This window comes from Saccharothrix sp. BKS2, assembly GCF_047689505.1.
Classification (GTDB): domain Bacteria; phylum Actinomycetota; class Actinomycetes; order Mycobacteriales; family Pseudonocardiaceae; genus Actinosynnema; species Actinosynnema lopnurensis.
Genome location: NZ_JAUQOL010000017.1, coordinates 100,274 through 115,177, shown reverse-complemented (window position 1 = coordinate 115,177; position 14,904 = coordinate 100,274). Strand labels below are relative to the sequence as shown.

Below are 14,904 nucleotides of genomic sequence, written 5' to 3'. Positions count from 1 at the left end.
AAAAAGCCCGCTGACCTGGTGTTATATCCAGATCGAGCGGGCTTCTTCAGACCGTCGGGACGACAGGATTTGAACCTGCGACCCCTTGACCCCCAGTCAAGTGCGCTACCAAACTGCGCCACGTCCCGGCCACACCCCCGCTGTGGGGTGCGCGCATAGCTTAGCGCACCCCCAACGGGCACCCGACACGACCCCCCGACCACGGTCGCGTAAGGCGTCTAGCTGCGGTTATGACGGAGACCCACAACCAAGTAGGCCCCGTGTCCCCTCGATCCAGCCGCTCTCCCGGGAGTCGACGTCCCTCACTATGCGGTCGCCCGCTTGTGCGCACTACCGCCAAAAGTCGAGTCGTTCGTGCCGGCGGGTGGACCCACGGGCAGGGTCGCCTCCACCGTGAAGCCGCCGCCCGCGCGTCTCGTGGTCAGGGTGCCCCCGGCCAGGGCCACGCGTTCCTCCAGACCGTGGAGGCCGTGGCCGCCGGGGGACGGGGACGAGGACTGGGACGGGGCGCTCGTCGGCGGCCCGTTGGTCACGGTGACGGTCAGGTGGTTGCCGCGCGGGGTGAGGTTTACCTCGGTGGGGGCTCCCGGGGCGTGCTTGGTGACGTTGGTCAGGGCCTCCTGGACGACCCGGTAGGCCGCTCGGCCGGTGGCGGGTGGTGGGGCGCCGGTGGTCCGGTCCTCGTAGGCAACGGTCAGGCCCGCCGCCCGTGCTCTGTCGACCAGGTGGGGTATGCCGTCGTAGCCGGGGATCGGTTCGGTGTTCAACAGGCCGAGTGCCGCCCGCATCTCGGCCAGCGACTCCTTGGCCAGGGCCCTCAGGCGCAGGGCCGTGTCCCGGATCCCCTGGTCGTCCGTCGTGGCGGCCAGGGCCGCGGACTCGACGGCGATCAGGGTGGCGTGGTGGCCCACCGCGTCGTGGATCTCCCTCGCTATCCGCGCTCGTTCGGACGCCTTGGCGCCCTCCTCGCGCGCCTCCAGCTCCGCCGTCCTCGCCCGGGAGGCTTCGGCGAGGCTGGCGGTCAGGCTTCTCCTGGTGGTGATCAGGGCGCCGAGCGCGGTGGGGGCCCCGGCCATGAACAGGGCGAAGGCGAAGGTCAGGAACGCCTGGTTGGGGGCCAGGGACTCGTGCGCCACGACGAACGTGGCGGGGACGGCGGTGGCCGCGACCACCCAGGCGATCATGACCGGCGGGCTGGACCTGCTGCCCACCCGGTAGAGCGCGACCACGGTGGGCGGCCAGCCCAGGCCCCCGACCAGCGCGGGCAGGCAGGGCAGGGCGGCCAGGGACGGGTTGAGCCGGCGCAGGGGCAGGGCCAGGCAGGCGAGCAGGGCGGCGGGGACGGACCAGGTGAAGGGCACCTCGCCGGCCATCAGGACCATGGCGGCGGGCACGACCACCACCAGCAGCTCCAGCAGGATCACCACGCGTTCACCTGGTGGGCCACCAGCGCCGCCTGCACGCGGTTCTCCACGCCGAGCTTGGTCAGGATCGTGGAGACGTAGCTCTTGACGGTGGCCTCGCTGAGGCCCAGGCCGGCCGCGATGGCGCTGTTGGGCCGGCCGCCGGCCACCAGCGCCAGGACCTGGCGCTCACGGGCGCTCAGGCCGTCGAGCTGGGGGTTCTCGCGCGGTCTTCCCCTGAGCCTGGGCAGCAGGCGGACGGTGATCCGGGGGTCCAGCACGGCTCCCCCGGCCGCCAGGTCGAGCACCGCGCGCACCAGGGCGTCGGGTTCCGCGTCCTTGAGCAGGAAGCCCTGCGCGCCGAGCTCCAGCGCCCCGGCCACGTAGTCGTCCAGGTCGAACGTGGTGAGCACGGCCAGCGCGGGCGGGTCGGGCCAGGTCAGCAGTTCGCGCAGCGCGGCCAGGCCGTCGACGCCCGGCATCTGGACGTCGACCAGGGCCACGTCCGGTCGGTGCCGCCGGACGACGTCCAGCAGCTCCGCGCCGTCCGCGGCCTCCGCCACCACCTCGACGCGGCCGTCCGCTTCGAGCAGCACCCCGAGGCCCCGGCGCAGCAGCGCTTCGTCATCGGCGAGGACCAGTCGCACCGGCACGTCGCCAGGCAACCTCATCCGGCCCGCCGGGGCAACAGGTCACTTCCTGGCGCGCTTCTCCCGCACCCGCACCGACACGCGGACCGGGCTGCCCCGGAACCCGAACTCCTCGCGCAGCTTGCGCTCGATGAACCGCCGGTACCCGGCCTCCAGGAAACCGCTCGTGAACAGCACGAACGTGGGCGGGCGGGTGGCCGCCTGGGTGGCGAACAGGACCTTGGGCTGCTTGCCGCTGCGCACGGGCGGCGGGGTGGCGGCGATGAGGTCGTTCAGCCAGGCGTTCAGCCGCCCGGTGGACACCCGGGTGTCCCACGAGTCCAGCGCCGTGCGCAGGGCCGGCGCGAGCTTCTGCACGGAGCGGCCGGTCAGGGCCGAGATGTTCACGCGCTCCGCCCACGGCACCCGGACCAGGCCCCGCTCCAGCTCGCGCACCATGGCGTTGCGCCGGTCCTCGTCGACGAGGTCCCACTTGTTGAACGCCAGCACGCACGCGCGCCCCGAGTCGACCACCATGCTCAGCACCCGCAGGTCCTGCTCGCTCAGCGGCTCGGCCGCGTCGAGCAGCACGACCGCCACCTCGGCGGACTCGATCGCGGCCTTGGTGCGCAGGGACGCGTAGTACTCGGCGCCGGAGGCGAAGTTCACCCTCTTGCGCAGCCCGGCGGTGTCGACGAACCGCCACAGGTCGCCGTCGAGCTCGACCAGGGAGTCGACCGGGTCGACGGTGGTACCGGCGGTGGCGTCGACGACCGACCTGTTCTCGCCGGTGAGGCGGTTGAGCAGGGACGACTTGCCGACGTTGGGCCGGCCGACCAGCGCCACCCGGCGGGGGCCGCCGCGCTGGGCCTCGAACGTGTCGCGCGGCGTCTCGGGCAGGGCGCCGAGGATCCGGTCGAGCATGTCGCCGGAGCCGCGGCCGTGCAGGCCGGAGACCGGGATCGGCTCGCCGAGCCCCAGCGACCACAGCGCGGCCACGTCGCCCATGACGCGCTCGTCGTCGACCTTGTTCGCGACCAGCAGCACGGGCCGCTTGGAGCGGCGCAGCAGCTTGACCGCGGCCTCGTCGTTGGTGGTCGCGCCCACCGTCGCGTCGACCACGAACAGGATCGCGTCGGCGGTGGACATGGCCAGCTCGGCCTGGGCCGCGACCGAGGCCATCATGCCGGTGGCGTCGGGCTCCCAGCCGCCGGTGTCGACCACGGTGAACTTGCGGCCGTTCCACAGCGCGTCGTAGGCGACCCGGTCGCGGGTCACGCCCGGCACGTCCTGCACGACCGCCTCGCGGCGGCCGATGATGCGGTTGACCAGGGTGGACTTGCCGACGTTCGGCCGGCCGACCACGGCCAGCACGGGCTGCGGCGGCGCCGCGGAGCCCTCCTCGCCGGTCTCGTCGTCGAACGCGGTCCAGTCGGACTCGTCCGCCCAGGTGCCGTCCAAGTCCGTCATCGTGCTTCTCCTCGTTGGCTGTCGAGCTCGGCCACCAGGGTGGCCAAGCGGTCGCGGACCTGCTCGGTGGCCTTCACGAGCGCCTGCCGACCGCGGTCGTCGGGCAACTCGAACGGCTCGCCCACGAGCACGTCCACCGGGGGCCGGAACCTCCTGCGGGTCCCGGGCGGGCGCAGGGTGCCGCGGACCGCGACGGGCACGACGACCGCGCCGGTCGAGCGGGCGAGCCAGGCCGCGCCCCGCTGGGCCTCGGCCACGTCGCCCGCGCCGCGGGTGCCCTCGGGGAACACGGCCACCAGGCCGCCGTCCCGCAGCACCCCCTGCGCCGCCAGCAGCGGCGCCCGGTCGGGTTCGCCGCGGCGCACCGGCAGCTGGCCGATCCACCGCAGCAGCGTGCCCGCCACGCCCTTGAACATCTCCTGCTTGATCAGGAACACCATGCGGCGGGGCACCACGCCGAACAGGATCGGCCCGTCGACCATGGAGCTGTGGTTGGCCACCACGACCACCGGCCCGCTGGTCGGCACCCGCCCGCCGCCGTGCACGCGCACCCGGAACGGCGTGCGGAACGGCCCGCGCGCGATCCACCGGCCGAGGTCGTGCAGCCGGGGCAGCGCCCCGTCGGGGAGCTGGTCGGTCACCCGCGCACCCGTCCGCTCGGCTGGGCGAGCAGGCCGCGGTCGGACACCAGCTCCAGCAGCGCCGCGAGCACGCCCGGCAGGTCGAGGTCGGTGGTGTCGAGCACGACCGCGTCCGCGGCGGCGCGCAGCGGCGACACCGCGCGCGAGGAGTCGTGGGCGTCGCGGCGCTGGACGTCGGCCAGCGTGGCGCCCAGGTCCACCTGGCGGCCGGCCGCGGCGTCCTGCTTGGCGCGGCGGCGGGCGCGGGCCTCGGCGTCGGCGGTGATGTAGACCTTGAGCGGGGCGTCGGGCGCGACGACGGTGCCGATGTCGCGGCCCTCGACCACGATGCCGCCGACCTCGTCGAGGGCGTCGGCGATGATCCGCTGCTGCTGGGCGACCACGAGCGCGCGCACCTCGGGGACGGCCGAGACCGCCGACACCGCGAGGGTGACCTCGGGGCCGCGGATCTCGGCGCCGACGTCCTCGCCGTCCAGGTGCGTGGTGGAGCGGTCGGGGCCGGTGCCCTGGACCACCCCGGCGGCGCGGGCGACCTCGGTGGCGCGGTCGGTGTCGGCCGGGTCGACGCCGGCGCGCAGCACGGCCAGGGTCACCGCGCGGTACATCGCGCCGGTGTCCAGGTAGCGCGCGCCGAGGCCGGCCGCGAGCCGGCGCGCGACGGAGGACTTGCCGGTGCCGGACGGCCCGTCGAGGGCCACCACGCCACGCAGCTCACCGTGTGCCACGGGTTGTCCTCCTCAACGCGACTGCGGTCGTCAACCCCGCAATTGTGCCCGGTGCGGGCGGTCACACCCGAACCCGGGTCGTCCCAGGTCCGCCAGCAGCAGGCCGCTGCGCGGCTTCGGCGTGAAGTAGGTGCTCTTGCGCGGCATCCGACCCCCGGCCGCGTGCACGGCGAGCACGTCGCCCAGCGGCACCGGGGCGATCAGCACGACGAAGTCCGCGCCCGGCACGACCTCGTCGGTGACCGGTCGCACGCGCGGGGCGCCGAGCCCCAGCGCCCCGGCCAGCAGCACCGACTCCACGGCCGCGTGGTCCACCCCGCCGGGCGGCAGCGACACGGCCACCGCGCCGTCCCGGCCGACCGCGACCACCACCCCCGACGACGGGCGGGCGTCCCGGGGCGCCGGGGCCACGGCCAGCCCGCGCGCCCGCCACGCGGCCGCCGCGTCGGCCACCGCCAGCCCGGTGCCCGCCACGGCCCGGTGGATGGGGCCCACGCGCAGGTCCGGTCCCGCCGTGACCAGCGCCAGCAGGCCGGGCGTGCCGGCCGCGGCGGCCACCCGGTGGTTGCCGTCGGCGACCACCAGCGGGTGCTCGCCCGCGGCGGCCAGCAGCGCGTCCTGCCGCTCGCCCGGCCCGACCAGCCACAGCCGGTGCCGCCGCCCGCCCGGGTCGACCACCGAGGCGGCGGGCTCGTCGTCCACCCCGGCCACCAGCCGGGTCAGCGACACCTCCCGCCCCACGGGCACCAGCAGCGCCGCGCTGGTCGCGCACCCCAGGCCGGCCAGCACGCGGGCCCGCTCGGCGACCACCTCGGGGTAGACGTCCTCGGTGTGGCCGACCGCGGCCGGGTCCGCCACGCACAGCAGGCCGTAGGCGGTGCCGTCCGGGCCGTCCACCCGGTAGGGGGCCACCACGTCGCGCACCTCGCGGTAGGCGGTGGCGCGCAGGCGCGCCAGGTCGGCCAGCGCCCGCGGCAGCGCGTCCACCAGCGACAGCCCCTCCGCCAGCGCCTGGGGGGTGCGGTGCGGGTGCTGCACGGCCAGCAGGGTGCCGGGGCGGGCGCGGGCCAGCGCCGCGACGACCCGCTCGGGTTCGGCGAACTCGTCCACGTCGGGACCCGGCACCCGGTCCCGCACCACCCAACCCCGGCGAACCGGACCAACCCGTACGACCATCCGACTAGACTCCCGCTCGTGAACGTCGAGGTGACGCCGCTTCCGGGGATCGGCACCCGGCAGGACTTCATGATCCGCGCCGGCCGCCGCATGGGTGTCATCACCCACCGCGACGGCAAGTTCGAGCTGATCGTCTCCCGGAAGGACGACCCGGACGACTGCATGGCGTCCATAGCGATGACCTCCGCGGAGGCCGCCACCCTGGCGGGCCTGCTCGGCGGTCCGCAGCTGGTCGCGCACCTCCAGGAGCAGCACCGCGACGTCGCGGGCATCTCCACGCAGCAGTTCCCGGTCGTGCCCGGCTCCCGGTTCGACGGCAGCCCGCTGTCCGAGACCGAGCTGCGCACCCGCACCGGCGCGTCGATCGTGGCCGTGGTGCGCGCGAACGGCGTGCACCCCTCGCCGCGCCCGGACTTCGTCTTCGCGGGCGGCGACCAGGTCGTGGTCGTGGGCACCGCGGATGGCCTGGCGGCCGCCGGCGAACTGCTGGGCGGTGGCTGAGCACCTTGCACAGCACAGCAACCGCGCTCATCCAGCTCGGCGCGGTCTTCTTCGGGCTGGGCCTGCTCGGCAAGATGGCGTGGCGGATCGGCATCTCACCCATCCCGCTCTACCTGATCGGCGGCCTCGCGTTCGGCGAGGGCGGTCTGATCCCCCTGCACGGCATCGAGGAGTTCGCGCACCTCTCCAGCGAGATCGGCGTGGTCCTCCTGCTGCTCCTGCTCGGCCTGGAGTACTCGGCGGCCGAGCTGATGACCGGCCTGAAGCGGTCGTGGATGGCCGGCGTCCTGGACATCGTGCTCAACGCGACGCCCGGCGTGATCGCCGCGCTGGTGCTGGGCTGGGGCCCGGTCGGCGCGCTCGCGATGGGCGGCGTCACCTACATCTCCTCGTCCGGGATCATCGCCAAGGTGCTCGGCGACCTCGGCCGGCTGGGCAACCGGGAGACCCCGGTGGTGCTGTCCGTGCTGGTGTTCGAGGACCTGGCGATGGCGGTCTACCTGCCGATCCTGACCGCGGTGCTGGCGGGCGTCAGCTTCGTGGGCGGGATGACCGCGGTGGGCATCTCGCTGGCCGCGATCACGGTGGTGCTGGTGATCGCGCTGAAGTTCGGCCGGTACGTGTCGGCGCTGGTGGACAGCCCCGACCCCGAGGTGTTCCTGCTCAAGGTGCTGGGCGCGGCGCTGCTGGTGGCGGGCCTGGCCTCGCAGCTCCAGGTGTCGGCGGCGGTCGGCGCGTTCCTGCTGGGCATCGCGATCTCCGGGTCCACGGCGGAGAACGCCACCCGGATGCTGGAGCCGCTGCGGGACCTGTTCGCGGCGATGTTCTTCGTGGTGTTCGGCCTCAACACCGACCCGGCGTCGATCCCGCCGGTGCTGGGGCTGGCGGTGGCGCTGGCGGTGGTGACCACGGCGACCAAGGTGGCGACCGGCTGGTGGGCCGCGAGGTGGCAGGGCATCGGCCGGATGGGCCGGGCGCGGGCGGGCGCGGCGCTGGTGGCGCGCGGCGAGTTCTCCATCGTCATCGCCTCGCTCACGGTGGCCTCCGGCGCCGTGGACGGGCGGCTGGCGGCGCTGGCCACGGCGTACGTGCTGCTCATGGCGGTGCTGGGTCCGGTGGCGGCCCGCGTGGTCGAGCCCCTGGCGAACTTCACCCGAAAGCGTGAGGCTGAACCGACCCCGGCCTGACCTGTATCCACCGGCCGGCCGGCCCCTCCACCACGGCGTGCGGACCACGCCCGCGCAGGTCCAACCCGTACGGGTGCTTGAGCGCGGGCGTGGTCCGGGGTTACACCTGACAGCCGCCACACCCCGGAGGGGGTCGTCATGTCACAGCCAACGGGTACCGAGACCACGGGGCGCTACCTGGTGCTCCTGGAGGACAGGTCGGTCGCGGCCGGCGCGGTGGAGATGAACCGGGTCGCCGGCATCTCCGCGGCCAGCACCGCGGACCACCCCACGGCGGCGGACCTCGCCGCCGCGGACGGCATGATCTTCCAGGACCTGGGCGTCGCGGTGGTCGACGCGACGCCGGAGCAGGTCGCGCGGCTCTCCCGGGCCGCCGAGGCGTCCGGCCCGATCAGCGTGGTCGAGGCCGAGCGCGTCGTGCAGGCCTACACGACCACCGAGGGGACCGCCGCCGCGGTCGACGAGGGCGTGTTCACCTGGGGCCTCCAGGCGGTGGGCGCCAACCTCTGCGCGGCCACCGGCAGGGGCGTCCGGCTGGCCGTGCTCGACACCGGGTTCACCACCGCGCACGCCGACTACGCGAGCCGCACGGTGGTCACCCAGTCGTTCATCAAGGGCGAGACCGTCGACGACGCGCACGGCCACGGCACGCACTGCGTCGGCAGCGCGGCGGGCCCGCGCAAGCCCGCCGCCGGCCCCGGCTACGGCGTCGCCCACGAGGTCGAGATCTACGCGGGCAAGGTGCTGTCCAACGCGGGCTTCGGCTCGGACAGCGGCATCCTGGCGGGCATCGAGTGGGCCATCTCCAACGGGTGCGCGGTCATCTCGATGTCGCTGGGCGCGGCCGTGCGGCCGGGCACGCCGTACTCGCAGGTCTTCGAGCAGGCCGCCACCCGCGCCCTGGCCCGGGGCGCGCTCATCATCGCCGCCGCGGGCAACGAGAGCCGGCGGCCGGGCTCGGTCAACCCGGTCGGCCACCCGGCCAACTGCCCGTCGATCCTGTCGGTCGGCGCCGTCGACGTGGACCGCGCCATCGCGCCGTTCTCCTGCGGCACGGTCGACACCATCGGCCAGGTCGACCTGGTCGGACCTGGTGTCGACGTCTACTCGTCGTGGAACAAGGACGAGGGCGCCGGCATGTACAAGCGCATCCAGGGCACCAGCATGGCCACGCCGCACGTGGCGGGCGTGGCCGCGCTCATCGCGGAGAGGTACGGCGCCCGCGGTTGGGAGCTGTGGGCGAGGCTGGTGCAGTCCGGTCGCCGCCTGGGGTTGCCTTCCACGGATGTGGGTGGAGGATTGGTGCAGGCTCCCTGACGGCACCGACGGAGGCGACCGTGGCAGGTTTTCGGCACAGGGTGGTCGTCTCGGTCGCCGACGACGGGCTGGCGGACCTGCCGGCCGTCGTCTCGGCCCTGCGCGAGGCCGGCATGGAGGTCGACGACGTGATGGAGTCGCTGGGCGTGGTCACCGGGTCGGTGCCCGGCCCGGCGGCCGGGGCGGGCGGCGCGCTGGGCGCCGTACCCGGGGTGGCCTCGGTGGAGCTGGAGCGCGAGGTCGGCCTGCCGCCCGGTGAGTGAGCGGCGGTCCCGGGCGCGGGAAAGCGGGTACGGGAAGGCGGGCGCGAGGAAGGCGGGCGCAGGAACGCGGGCACGGGAACGCGGGCGGGAAAGGCGGGCGGTCCCGGCGAGGGGCCGCCGGCCGACCCGCCCGGCCGGCGCTACGCCCCCGGCACCGGCTGCTCCCGGCGCGCCAGGTGGCACACCGCCGCCAGCCTCAGCGTCGTCCAGTCCGCGTTGGGCCAGTCCACGCGGGCGGGCTGCCGCCAGCCGTGCGACGCCGCGCCGTCCAGCACGCCCCTGGCGTACCCGGCCAGCAGCACCGCCTCGTGCGCCACGGCCGACACGCCGTGCGCCAGGATGTCGCGCACCGCCGCGCCGTGCTGGTCGACGGCGGCCAGCACCCCCGGCACCGGCGCGGTCGCGAGACCGAGTTCGTCGCTCAACCGGTCCAGGAACCGACGAGCGGAGAAGTCCCTCCACACGCTCACAAGGCGGACACCCTACGCTGTGCGGGGCACTCGACCCAAAGTCGAACAGGTGTTCTAAGATCACGCCGGGTCGAGCCGGATGCGCAGAGAGGAACCACAGGATCGTGCAGGCGGACACGCTCGCAGAACAGGAAGTGAAGGTGGACGCAGCGGCGCCCGCCGCCGCGCCCGTGCAGGAGCAGGAGGTCGCACCCGTGCCGCAGGAGCAGCAGCCCGAGGCCAAGGAGCAGCCCGAGGTCAGGGAGCCCGAGGTCAGGGAGCCCGAGGTCAGGGGCGAGGAGACCGAGGCCAAGCCCGCGAAGCGGCCGAAGTCGACCGCGAAGAAGACCCGCACGGTCGAGCTGACGCTGACCGTGACGGGCACCGCGGACGGCGAGTGGCAGGCCGACCTGGTGCACGGCACCAAGCGGGTCGTGCAGGGCCTGTCCATCTCGGCCGCCGCCGTGGCGCGGGCGGCCAAGGAGCTGCACGACGACATCGCGGGCGGCATCGAGGAGGTCATCGAGACGGCCCGCGCCCAGCACCGCACCCGCATGGAGGAGCTGGAGGCCGAGCTGGCCAAGGTCAAGGCGGCCCTGGCCGAGCTCAGCGACGAGGACTGACGTGCCGACGGGGCCGGTCCGACCGGCCGGCCCCCACCGGGACCGGGACCTCAGCGCGACGGGTCCAGCACCAGCTTGCCGGTGGTGCGGCGGGCCCGCAGGTCCTCGTGCGCCCGGCGCACCTCGGACAGCCCGTACTCGCCGCCCGGCACGGCGCGCAGGTCACCGGCCAGGACCAGGTCGAACAGCTCGGTCATGGCCCGGTGCACGACCCGGCCGGGCAGCCTGAACGCGTGCGGCAGCCACATGCCCGCCACCGCCGCGGAGCGCGCCAGCAGCTTGCCGGGCGGCACGGGCGTCGGCTGCTGCCTGCTCGCCATGCCGTAGAACGCGAGCCGCCCGAACGGCGCCAGCGCGGCCAGGCTCTGGTCGGTCACCGCGCCGCCGGTCATGTCCAGCACGACGTCCACCCGGCGCCCGTCGTTGGCCGCGCGCAACGCCTCGGTCATGTCCGGCGCGGTGGAGTCGACCGCGACGTCCGCGCCCAGCTCCAGCGCCAGCTCGCGCTTCTCCTCGCTGCTCGCGGTGGCGATGACCCGCCCCGCGCCCCACCGCTTGGCCAGCTGCACGGCCAGCGTCCCGACCCCGCCGGCGGCGGCGTGCACGACGACGCTCTCCCCCGGCTCCAGGTGGGCGCTCCGGCGCAGCAGCAGCCACGCCGTGGCGCCCTGCACGACCATGCTCAGCGCGGTCAGGTCGTCCACCCCGTCCGGCACGTCGAACGAGGTCGCCCCGGGCACCACCGCCTTCTGCGCGTACCCGCCGCCGCCGGCGGTCAGGGCGACGACGCGCCGCGGGCCCACCCGACCGACGACCTCGCCGCCGGGCACGAGCGGCAGCTCCATCTTCGCCAGGTACGAGTTCTCGGCCTGATGAGTATCAGCAAAATTCAGGCCCGCGCGGTCGACCTCGACGAGGAGTTCGCCCGGACCGGCGACGGGGTCGGGCAGCTCGACCTCGGTCAGCACCTCGGGGCCGCCGAACTCGGTGATCTGGATGGCTCGCACGGTGGTTCAGCTCTCCTCGTTGGTCAGGGCGTCGTGGCGGAGGGTGACGCGCTCGCCGGAGGCGGTGCGCGGACCGGGCGGGTTGGGGAACCGGAACGGCGCGCTGGGCCTGCCGGCCTGCACGAACCAGCATTCACCCGGCTGCCCGGAGCGCAACACGGACACGAAGGCGTCGACCACGTCGTCCACGCCCAGCACGGGCATCCCGGCCGACTCCAGGGTGTCCCTGAAGCCGGAGATGATGCCGGTGTCGGCGAACGACGGGCAGACCGCGTTGACCGTGACGCCCTCGGCCGCGAGCAGCGGGCCCAGCCCGCGCACCAGGCCGACGACGGCGGCTTTGTTGGCCCCGTAGAGGGGGTCCATCGGCATGGGCATGAGCCCTGCCATGCTGGCGGTGGCCACGATCCGCCCGCCGCGCTCGCGCAGCGCGGGCAGGGCGGCGTGGACGCCGTACACCACACCGTCGAGGTTGATGCCCATGACGTCGCGGTACCGCCCGGGGTCGAAGTCGTCGCCGAGGCCGAAGCCGGTGCCGATGCCCGCGTTCAGCACGGCGAGGTCCAGGCCGCCGAACCGCGACACGGCCAGCTCCACGGCGGCCGCGGACGCCGCGGGGTCGCGGACGTCGCAGCGGGTGTACGCGCCGCCGACCTCGTCGGCCACGGCCGCACCGCGCTCGTCGTCCACGTCGGCGACCACGACGGACGCGCCGCCGGCGGCCAGTCGGCGCGCGAGCCCCGCCCCGATCCCGTTCGCACCCCCGGTGACCAGCGCGACCTTGCCGGCGAACTCCACAGCGCCTCCCCTGGTTGACATTCCGACCAGTCGGTATGCTTCCCTCGCCCCGCCCCTGGCGTCAAGGGAACGCCGCCGGGTAGGTTACTAAGCGGTTGCTTAGGTCGTCGGCGGCGTCCGCGACCCGGGTCCGCGGCTCGTGCTCGCGGGGCGAGCCAGGGACGAAGCTCGTACATCGCAGATCAAGGAGGACTGACGTGGCCGAGACCGACAAGCGGGTGGCGATCGTCACCGGGGCCGCGCGGGGCATCGGCGCCGCCGTGGCCACGCGGCTCGCCGAGGACGGCTTCGCCGTCGCGGTGCTGGACCTCGACGAGGGCAACTGCGCCGAGACCGTCGAGACGATCCGGGCGGCCGGTGGCACGGCCCTCGCGGTGGGCGTGGACGTCGGCGACAGCGCCGGGGTCGAGGCGGCGGTCCAGCGGGTGGCCGACGAGCTGGGCGCGCCGACCGTGCTGGTCAACAATGCGGGCGTGCTGCGGGACAACCTGCTGTTCAAGATGACCGACGAGGACTGGGACGTCGTGATGGACGTCCACCTGCGCGGGTCGTTCCTGATGAGCCGGGCCGTGCAGGCGCACCAGACCAAGGCGGGCTGGGGCCGGATCGTGAACCTGTCCAGCACCTCCGCGCTGGGCAACCGGGGCCAGGCGAACTACTCCGCCGCCAAGGCCGGCCTCCAGGGCTTCACCAAGACGCTGGCGATCGAGCTGGGCAAGTTCGGCGTCACGGTCAACGCGATCGCGCCGGGCTTCATCGCCACCGACATGACCGCCGCCACCGCCGCCCGCGTGGGCGTCGACTTCGAGGACTTCAAGAAGGGCGCGGCGGCCGCCATCCCGGTCAACCGAGTGGGCACGCCCGAGGACATCGCGCACACGGCCTCGTTCCTGGTGAGCGAGGGGGCCGGGTTCGTGTCCGGTCAGGTCGTCTACGTCGCCGGCGGACCGAGGGACTGAGGACCATGCGGACCTTCGAGAACCTCGACGAGTTCGCCGCCGCCGCGGGCGAGCACCTCGGCTTCGGCGGGTGGCACGAGATCACCCAGGAGGAGATCGGCCTGTTCGCCGACGCCACCGGCGACCACCAGTGGATCCACCTCGACCTGGAGAAGGCGGCCGCGGGCCCGTTCGGCGCGCCCGTCGCGCACGGGTACCTGACGCTGTCGCTGATCCCCCTGCTGGTGCGCGACGTCTACACCGTGCGGGGCCTGCGGATGGCCGTCAACTACGGCCTGAACAAGGTCCGCTTCCCCACCCCCGTGGTCGTCGGCTCGCGGGTGCGCGCGGGGGTGGAGCTGGTCGAGGTGACCGCGGCGGCGCAGGGCAGCCAGTCCGTGGCGCGGGTGACCGTCGAGATCGACGGCAACCCCAAGCCCGCCTGCGTGGCCGAGACCGTGACGCTGCTGATCACCTAGCCGCCGACCACCCGGCCGCCGACCACCCGGCGCTGACCGCCCGACCGCCCGACCCCTAGCGGAACCGCCGGGCCAGGTCCTCCAGCCTGGCCCGGTACCCCGCCCGCGCCGCCTCGTCGCCGGGCGACATGTTGTCCCGCTCGCGGCGGTGGCCGACCTCGCCGTCGAGCTGCTCGCGCAGGACGTCGAACTGGCCGAGGTGGCGGTTGGTCTCGGCGATCACGTGCACGAGGACCAGGTGCAGCGTCGGGTGCCGCCGCTCCTCGCCCCACCACGGGACGTCGGCCCGCGCGTCGAGGTCCAGCCCCTCGACGGTGGCGTCCGCGTGCGCCCAGGCCCGCCGGTAGAAGGCGACGACGTCCTCGCGGGACTCGTCGGCCGTCGCCCACATGTCGGAGTCGGGCTCGTCGTCGTCGTAGGACAGGGGGTCGGGGAACGGGCGGTCGAACACCTCGCCGAAGTACCCGGTCTCGACGATCGCCAGGTGCTTGACCACGCCGAGCAGGTTGGTGCCGGTCGGCGTGAGCGGGCGCCGCACGTCGTACTCCGACAGCCCCTCCAGCTTCCACAGCACGGTCTCGCGGGCGGTGCGCAGGTAGTGCAGCAGGTCGGCCCGGGGGTCGGTCACCGGCTCTCCTCGACGGGTCGCAGGGATGTGAGCAGCAGGTCCGCGAAGTGCCGGCCGACCTGCTCGGCCGACAGCGGTCCGTCGGCGCTGTACCACTGTCCCAGGTGGTGCACCGAGCCGAAGAAGTAGTGCACGGTCAGGTCCGCGGGCACGTCGGCGCGGAACACCCCGGTCCGCTGCCCCTCCTCCACCAGCGCCCGGAACCGCTCGTGGTAGCGGCGGCGCTCCACCCGCATCTCGCGCCGCTTGTCCTCGGCCAGGTGGTCGGCCGAGCGGAAGTACACGCGCGCCTGGTCGAAGTTGTCCACCGAGGTGACCACCACGTCCACCGCGGCCGCGCGCAGCCGTTCCGCGACCGGGGTCGGGCCGGCCGCGATCCGCTCCAGCCGCTCGGTCTGCATCCGCAGCAGCCTGCCGTAGATCTCGTAGAGCAGGTCGTCCTTGGAGCCGAAGTAGTGGTACATGGCGCCCTTGGTGACGCCGGCCAGGTCCACGACCTCCTGCACCGCGACCCGGTCGTAACCCTTGGCGGCGAACAACCGCGTCGCGGCCTCCACCAGCCGCTCCGGTACCGATGCCATGGTCCAAGCATCGCACGCGGGGCTCGGCCGAACACCGCGGTGGGCGGGACGGGCGGTCCTCCCGGGCCGCCCGGACCCCGCCGCCGGCA

Annotated in this window: 18 protein-coding genes and 1 tRNA gene; 7 read left to right on the top strand and 12 right to left on the bottom strand. The window is 74.3% G+C overall.

All coding sequences use genetic code 11. The features are described 5' to 3' along the window. Positions 1–54: 54 nt before the first annotated feature. The 7 genes from Q5530_RS31460 to Q5530_RS31430 all read right to left on the bottom strand — a co-directional run bounded on the left by Q5530_RS31460 (position 55) and on the right by Q5530_RS31430 (position 6,044). A tRNA-Pro gene (locus Q5530_RS31460) sits at positions 55–128 on the bottom strand. Positions 129–305: 177 nt separating this feature from the next. Beyond that, positions 306–1,427, bottom strand: a complete 1,122-nt coding sequence (locus tag Q5530_RS31455) for a sensor histidine kinase (protein ID WP_415366451.1) — start codon at positions 1,425–1,427, stop codon at positions 306–308. Beyond that, positions 1,421–2,074: a response regulator gene (locus tag Q5530_RS31450; protein WP_415366449.1), complete on the bottom strand. Its 654-nt coding sequence runs from the start codon at positions 2,072–2,074 to the stop codon at positions 1,421–1,423. Before Q5530_RS31450 ends, Q5530_RS31455 begins: the two co-directional genes overlap by 7 nt. 21 nt (positions 2,075–2,095) lie before the next feature. Then, the gene (gene der / locus Q5530_RS31445; protein ID WP_415366448.1) at positions 2,096–3,502 is read right to left on the bottom strand and encodes a ribosome biogenesis GTPase Der; all 1,407 of its coding nucleotides are present in this window, start codon (positions 3,500–3,502) and stop codon (positions 2,096–2,098) included. Beyond that, on the bottom strand, positions 3,499–4,143 hold the full coding sequence (locus tag Q5530_RS31440) for a lysophospholipid acyltransferase family protein (RefSeq protein ID WP_415366447.1): 645 nt from the start codon (positions 4,141–4,143) through the stop codon (positions 3,499–3,501). The genes der and Q5530_RS31440 overlap by 4 nt, the downstream gene beginning before the upstream one ends. Then, positions 4,140–4,868, bottom strand: coding sequence for a (d)CMP kinase (gene cmk / locus Q5530_RS31435; RefSeq protein WP_415366446.1), 729 nt, complete (start codon positions 4,866–4,868; stop codon positions 4,140–4,142). Before cmk ends, Q5530_RS31440 begins: the two co-directional genes overlap by 4 nt. 30 nt (positions 4,869–4,898) lie before the next feature. Next, on the bottom strand, positions 4,899–6,044 hold the full coding sequence (locus tag Q5530_RS31430) for a DUF1015 family protein (RefSeq protein WP_415366445.1): 1,146 nt from the start codon (positions 6,042–6,044) through the stop codon (positions 4,899–4,901). 18 nt (positions 6,045–6,062) lie between these two features. Here Q5530_RS31430 and Q5530_RS31425 point away from each other — a divergent pair, with 18 nt between their 5' ends. The 4 genes from Q5530_RS31425 to Q5530_RS31410 all read left to right on the top strand — a co-directional run bounded on the left by Q5530_RS31425 (position 6,063) and on the right by Q5530_RS31410 (position 9,312). Further along, entirely contained in the window at positions 6,063–6,545 is a 483-nt protein-coding gene (locus tag Q5530_RS31425) for a cation:proton antiporter regulatory subunit (RefSeq protein ID WP_415366444.1), read from the top strand. Positions 6,546–6,550: 5 nt separating this feature from the next. Next, positions 6,551–7,732 carry a cation:proton antiporter gene (locus Q5530_RS31420; protein ID WP_415366443.1) on the top strand — a complete coding sequence of 394 codons (1,182 nt, stop codon included), beginning with the start codon at positions 6,551–6,553 and terminating at the stop codon, positions 7,730–7,732. 138 nt (positions 7,733–7,870) lie between these two features. Further along, entirely contained in the window at positions 7,871–9,049 is a 1,179-nt protein-coding gene (locus Q5530_RS31415; protein ID WP_415366442.1) for a S8 family serine peptidase, read from the top strand. 20 nt (positions 9,050–9,069) lie between these two features. Next, a complete protein-coding gene (locus tag Q5530_RS31410) occupies positions 9,070–9,312 on the top strand; it encodes a hypothetical protein (RefSeq protein WP_415366441.1) in 243 nt (80 codons plus the stop codon). A gap of 140 nt (positions 9,313–9,452) precedes the next feature. On the opposite strand, the gene Q5530_RS31405 is transcribed toward Q5530_RS31410, so the two are convergent. After that, a complete protein-coding gene (locus Q5530_RS31405; protein ID WP_415366440.1) occupies positions 9,453–9,782 on the bottom strand; it encodes a DUF6401 family natural product biosynthesis protein in 330 nt (109 codons plus the stop codon). Between the two features lie 140 nt (positions 9,783–9,922). Between Q5530_RS31405 and Q5530_RS31400 the strand changes: the two genes are divergently transcribed. Beyond that, complete coding sequence (locus Q5530_RS31400) at positions 9,923–10,384, top strand: DUF6319 family protein (protein ID WP_415366439.1); 462 nt, start codon at positions 9,923–9,925, stop codon at positions 10,382–10,384. 50 nt (positions 10,385–10,434) lie between these two features. On the opposite strand, the gene Q5530_RS31395 is transcribed toward Q5530_RS31400, so the two are convergent. Together Q5530_RS31395 and Q5530_RS31390 are read right to left on the bottom strand one after the other, a co-directional pair. After that, the gene (locus tag Q5530_RS31395) at positions 10,435–11,391 is read right to left on the bottom strand and encodes a quinone oxidoreductase family protein (RefSeq protein ID WP_415366438.1); all 957 of its coding nucleotides are present in this window, start codon (positions 11,389–11,391) and stop codon (positions 10,435–10,437) included. Between the two features lie 6 nt (positions 11,392–11,397). Continuing rightward, positions 11,398–12,189, bottom strand: a complete 792-nt coding sequence (locus Q5530_RS31390; protein ID WP_380640961.1) for an SDR family NAD(P)-dependent oxidoreductase — start codon at positions 12,187–12,189, stop codon at positions 11,398–11,400. A gap of 197 nt (positions 12,190–12,386) precedes the next feature. Here Q5530_RS31390 and fabG point away from each other — a divergent pair, with 197 nt between their 5' ends. Continuing rightward, positions 12,387–13,148 carry a 3-oxoacyl-ACP reductase FabG gene (fabG, locus tag Q5530_RS31385; protein ID WP_415366437.1) on the top strand — a complete coding sequence of 254 codons (762 nt, stop codon included), beginning with the start codon at positions 12,387–12,389 and terminating at the stop codon, positions 13,146–13,148. Between the two features lie 5 nt (positions 13,149–13,153). Then, complete coding sequence (locus Q5530_RS31380) at positions 13,154–13,606, top strand: MaoC family dehydratase (RefSeq protein WP_415366436.1); 453 nt, start codon at positions 13,154–13,156, stop codon at positions 13,604–13,606. Between the two features lie 55 nt (positions 13,607–13,661). Here the strand turns inward: Q5530_RS31380 and Q5530_RS31375 are convergent, their stop codons facing one another. Next, the gene (locus Q5530_RS31375) at positions 13,662–14,234 is read right to left on the bottom strand and encodes a DinB family protein (RefSeq protein ID WP_415366435.1); all 573 of its coding nucleotides are present in this window, start codon (positions 14,232–14,234) and stop codon (positions 13,662–13,664) included. Further along, the gene (locus Q5530_RS31370) at positions 14,231–14,815 is read right to left on the bottom strand and encodes a TetR/AcrR family transcriptional regulator (RefSeq protein ID WP_415366434.1); all 585 of its coding nucleotides are present in this window, start codon (positions 14,813–14,815) and stop codon (positions 14,231–14,233) included. The genes Q5530_RS31375 and Q5530_RS31370 overlap by 4 nt, the downstream gene beginning before the upstream one ends. Positions 14,816–14,904: the final 89 nt, after the last annotated feature.

Excerpts from the sequence above, each read along its gene's own strand:
- Q5530_RS31370 (WP_415366434.1), bottom strand. The coding sequence starts at position 14,815 with ATGGCATCGGTACCGGAGCGGCTGGTGGAGGCCGCGACGCGGTTGTTC.
- Q5530_RS31380 (WP_415366436.1), top strand. The coding sequence starts at position 13,154 with ATGCGGACCTTCGAGAACCTCGACGAGTTCGCCGCCGCCGCGGGCGAG.
- Q5530_RS31450 (WP_415366449.1), bottom strand. The coding sequence starts at position 2,074 with ATGAGGTTGCCTGGCGACGTGCCGGTGCGACTGGTCCTCGCCGATGAC.
- Q5530_RS31430 (WP_415366445.1), bottom strand. The coding sequence starts at position 6,044 with ATGGTCGTACGGGTTGGTCCGGTTCGCCGGGGTTGGGTGGTGCGGGAC.
- Q5530_RS31415 (WP_415366442.1), top strand. The coding sequence starts at position 7,871 with ATGTCACAGCCAACGGGTACCGAGACCACGGGGCGCTACCTGGTGCTC.
- der (WP_415366448.1), bottom strand. The coding sequence starts at position 3,502 with ATGACGGACTTGGACGGCACCTGGGCGGACGAGTCCGACTGGACCGCG.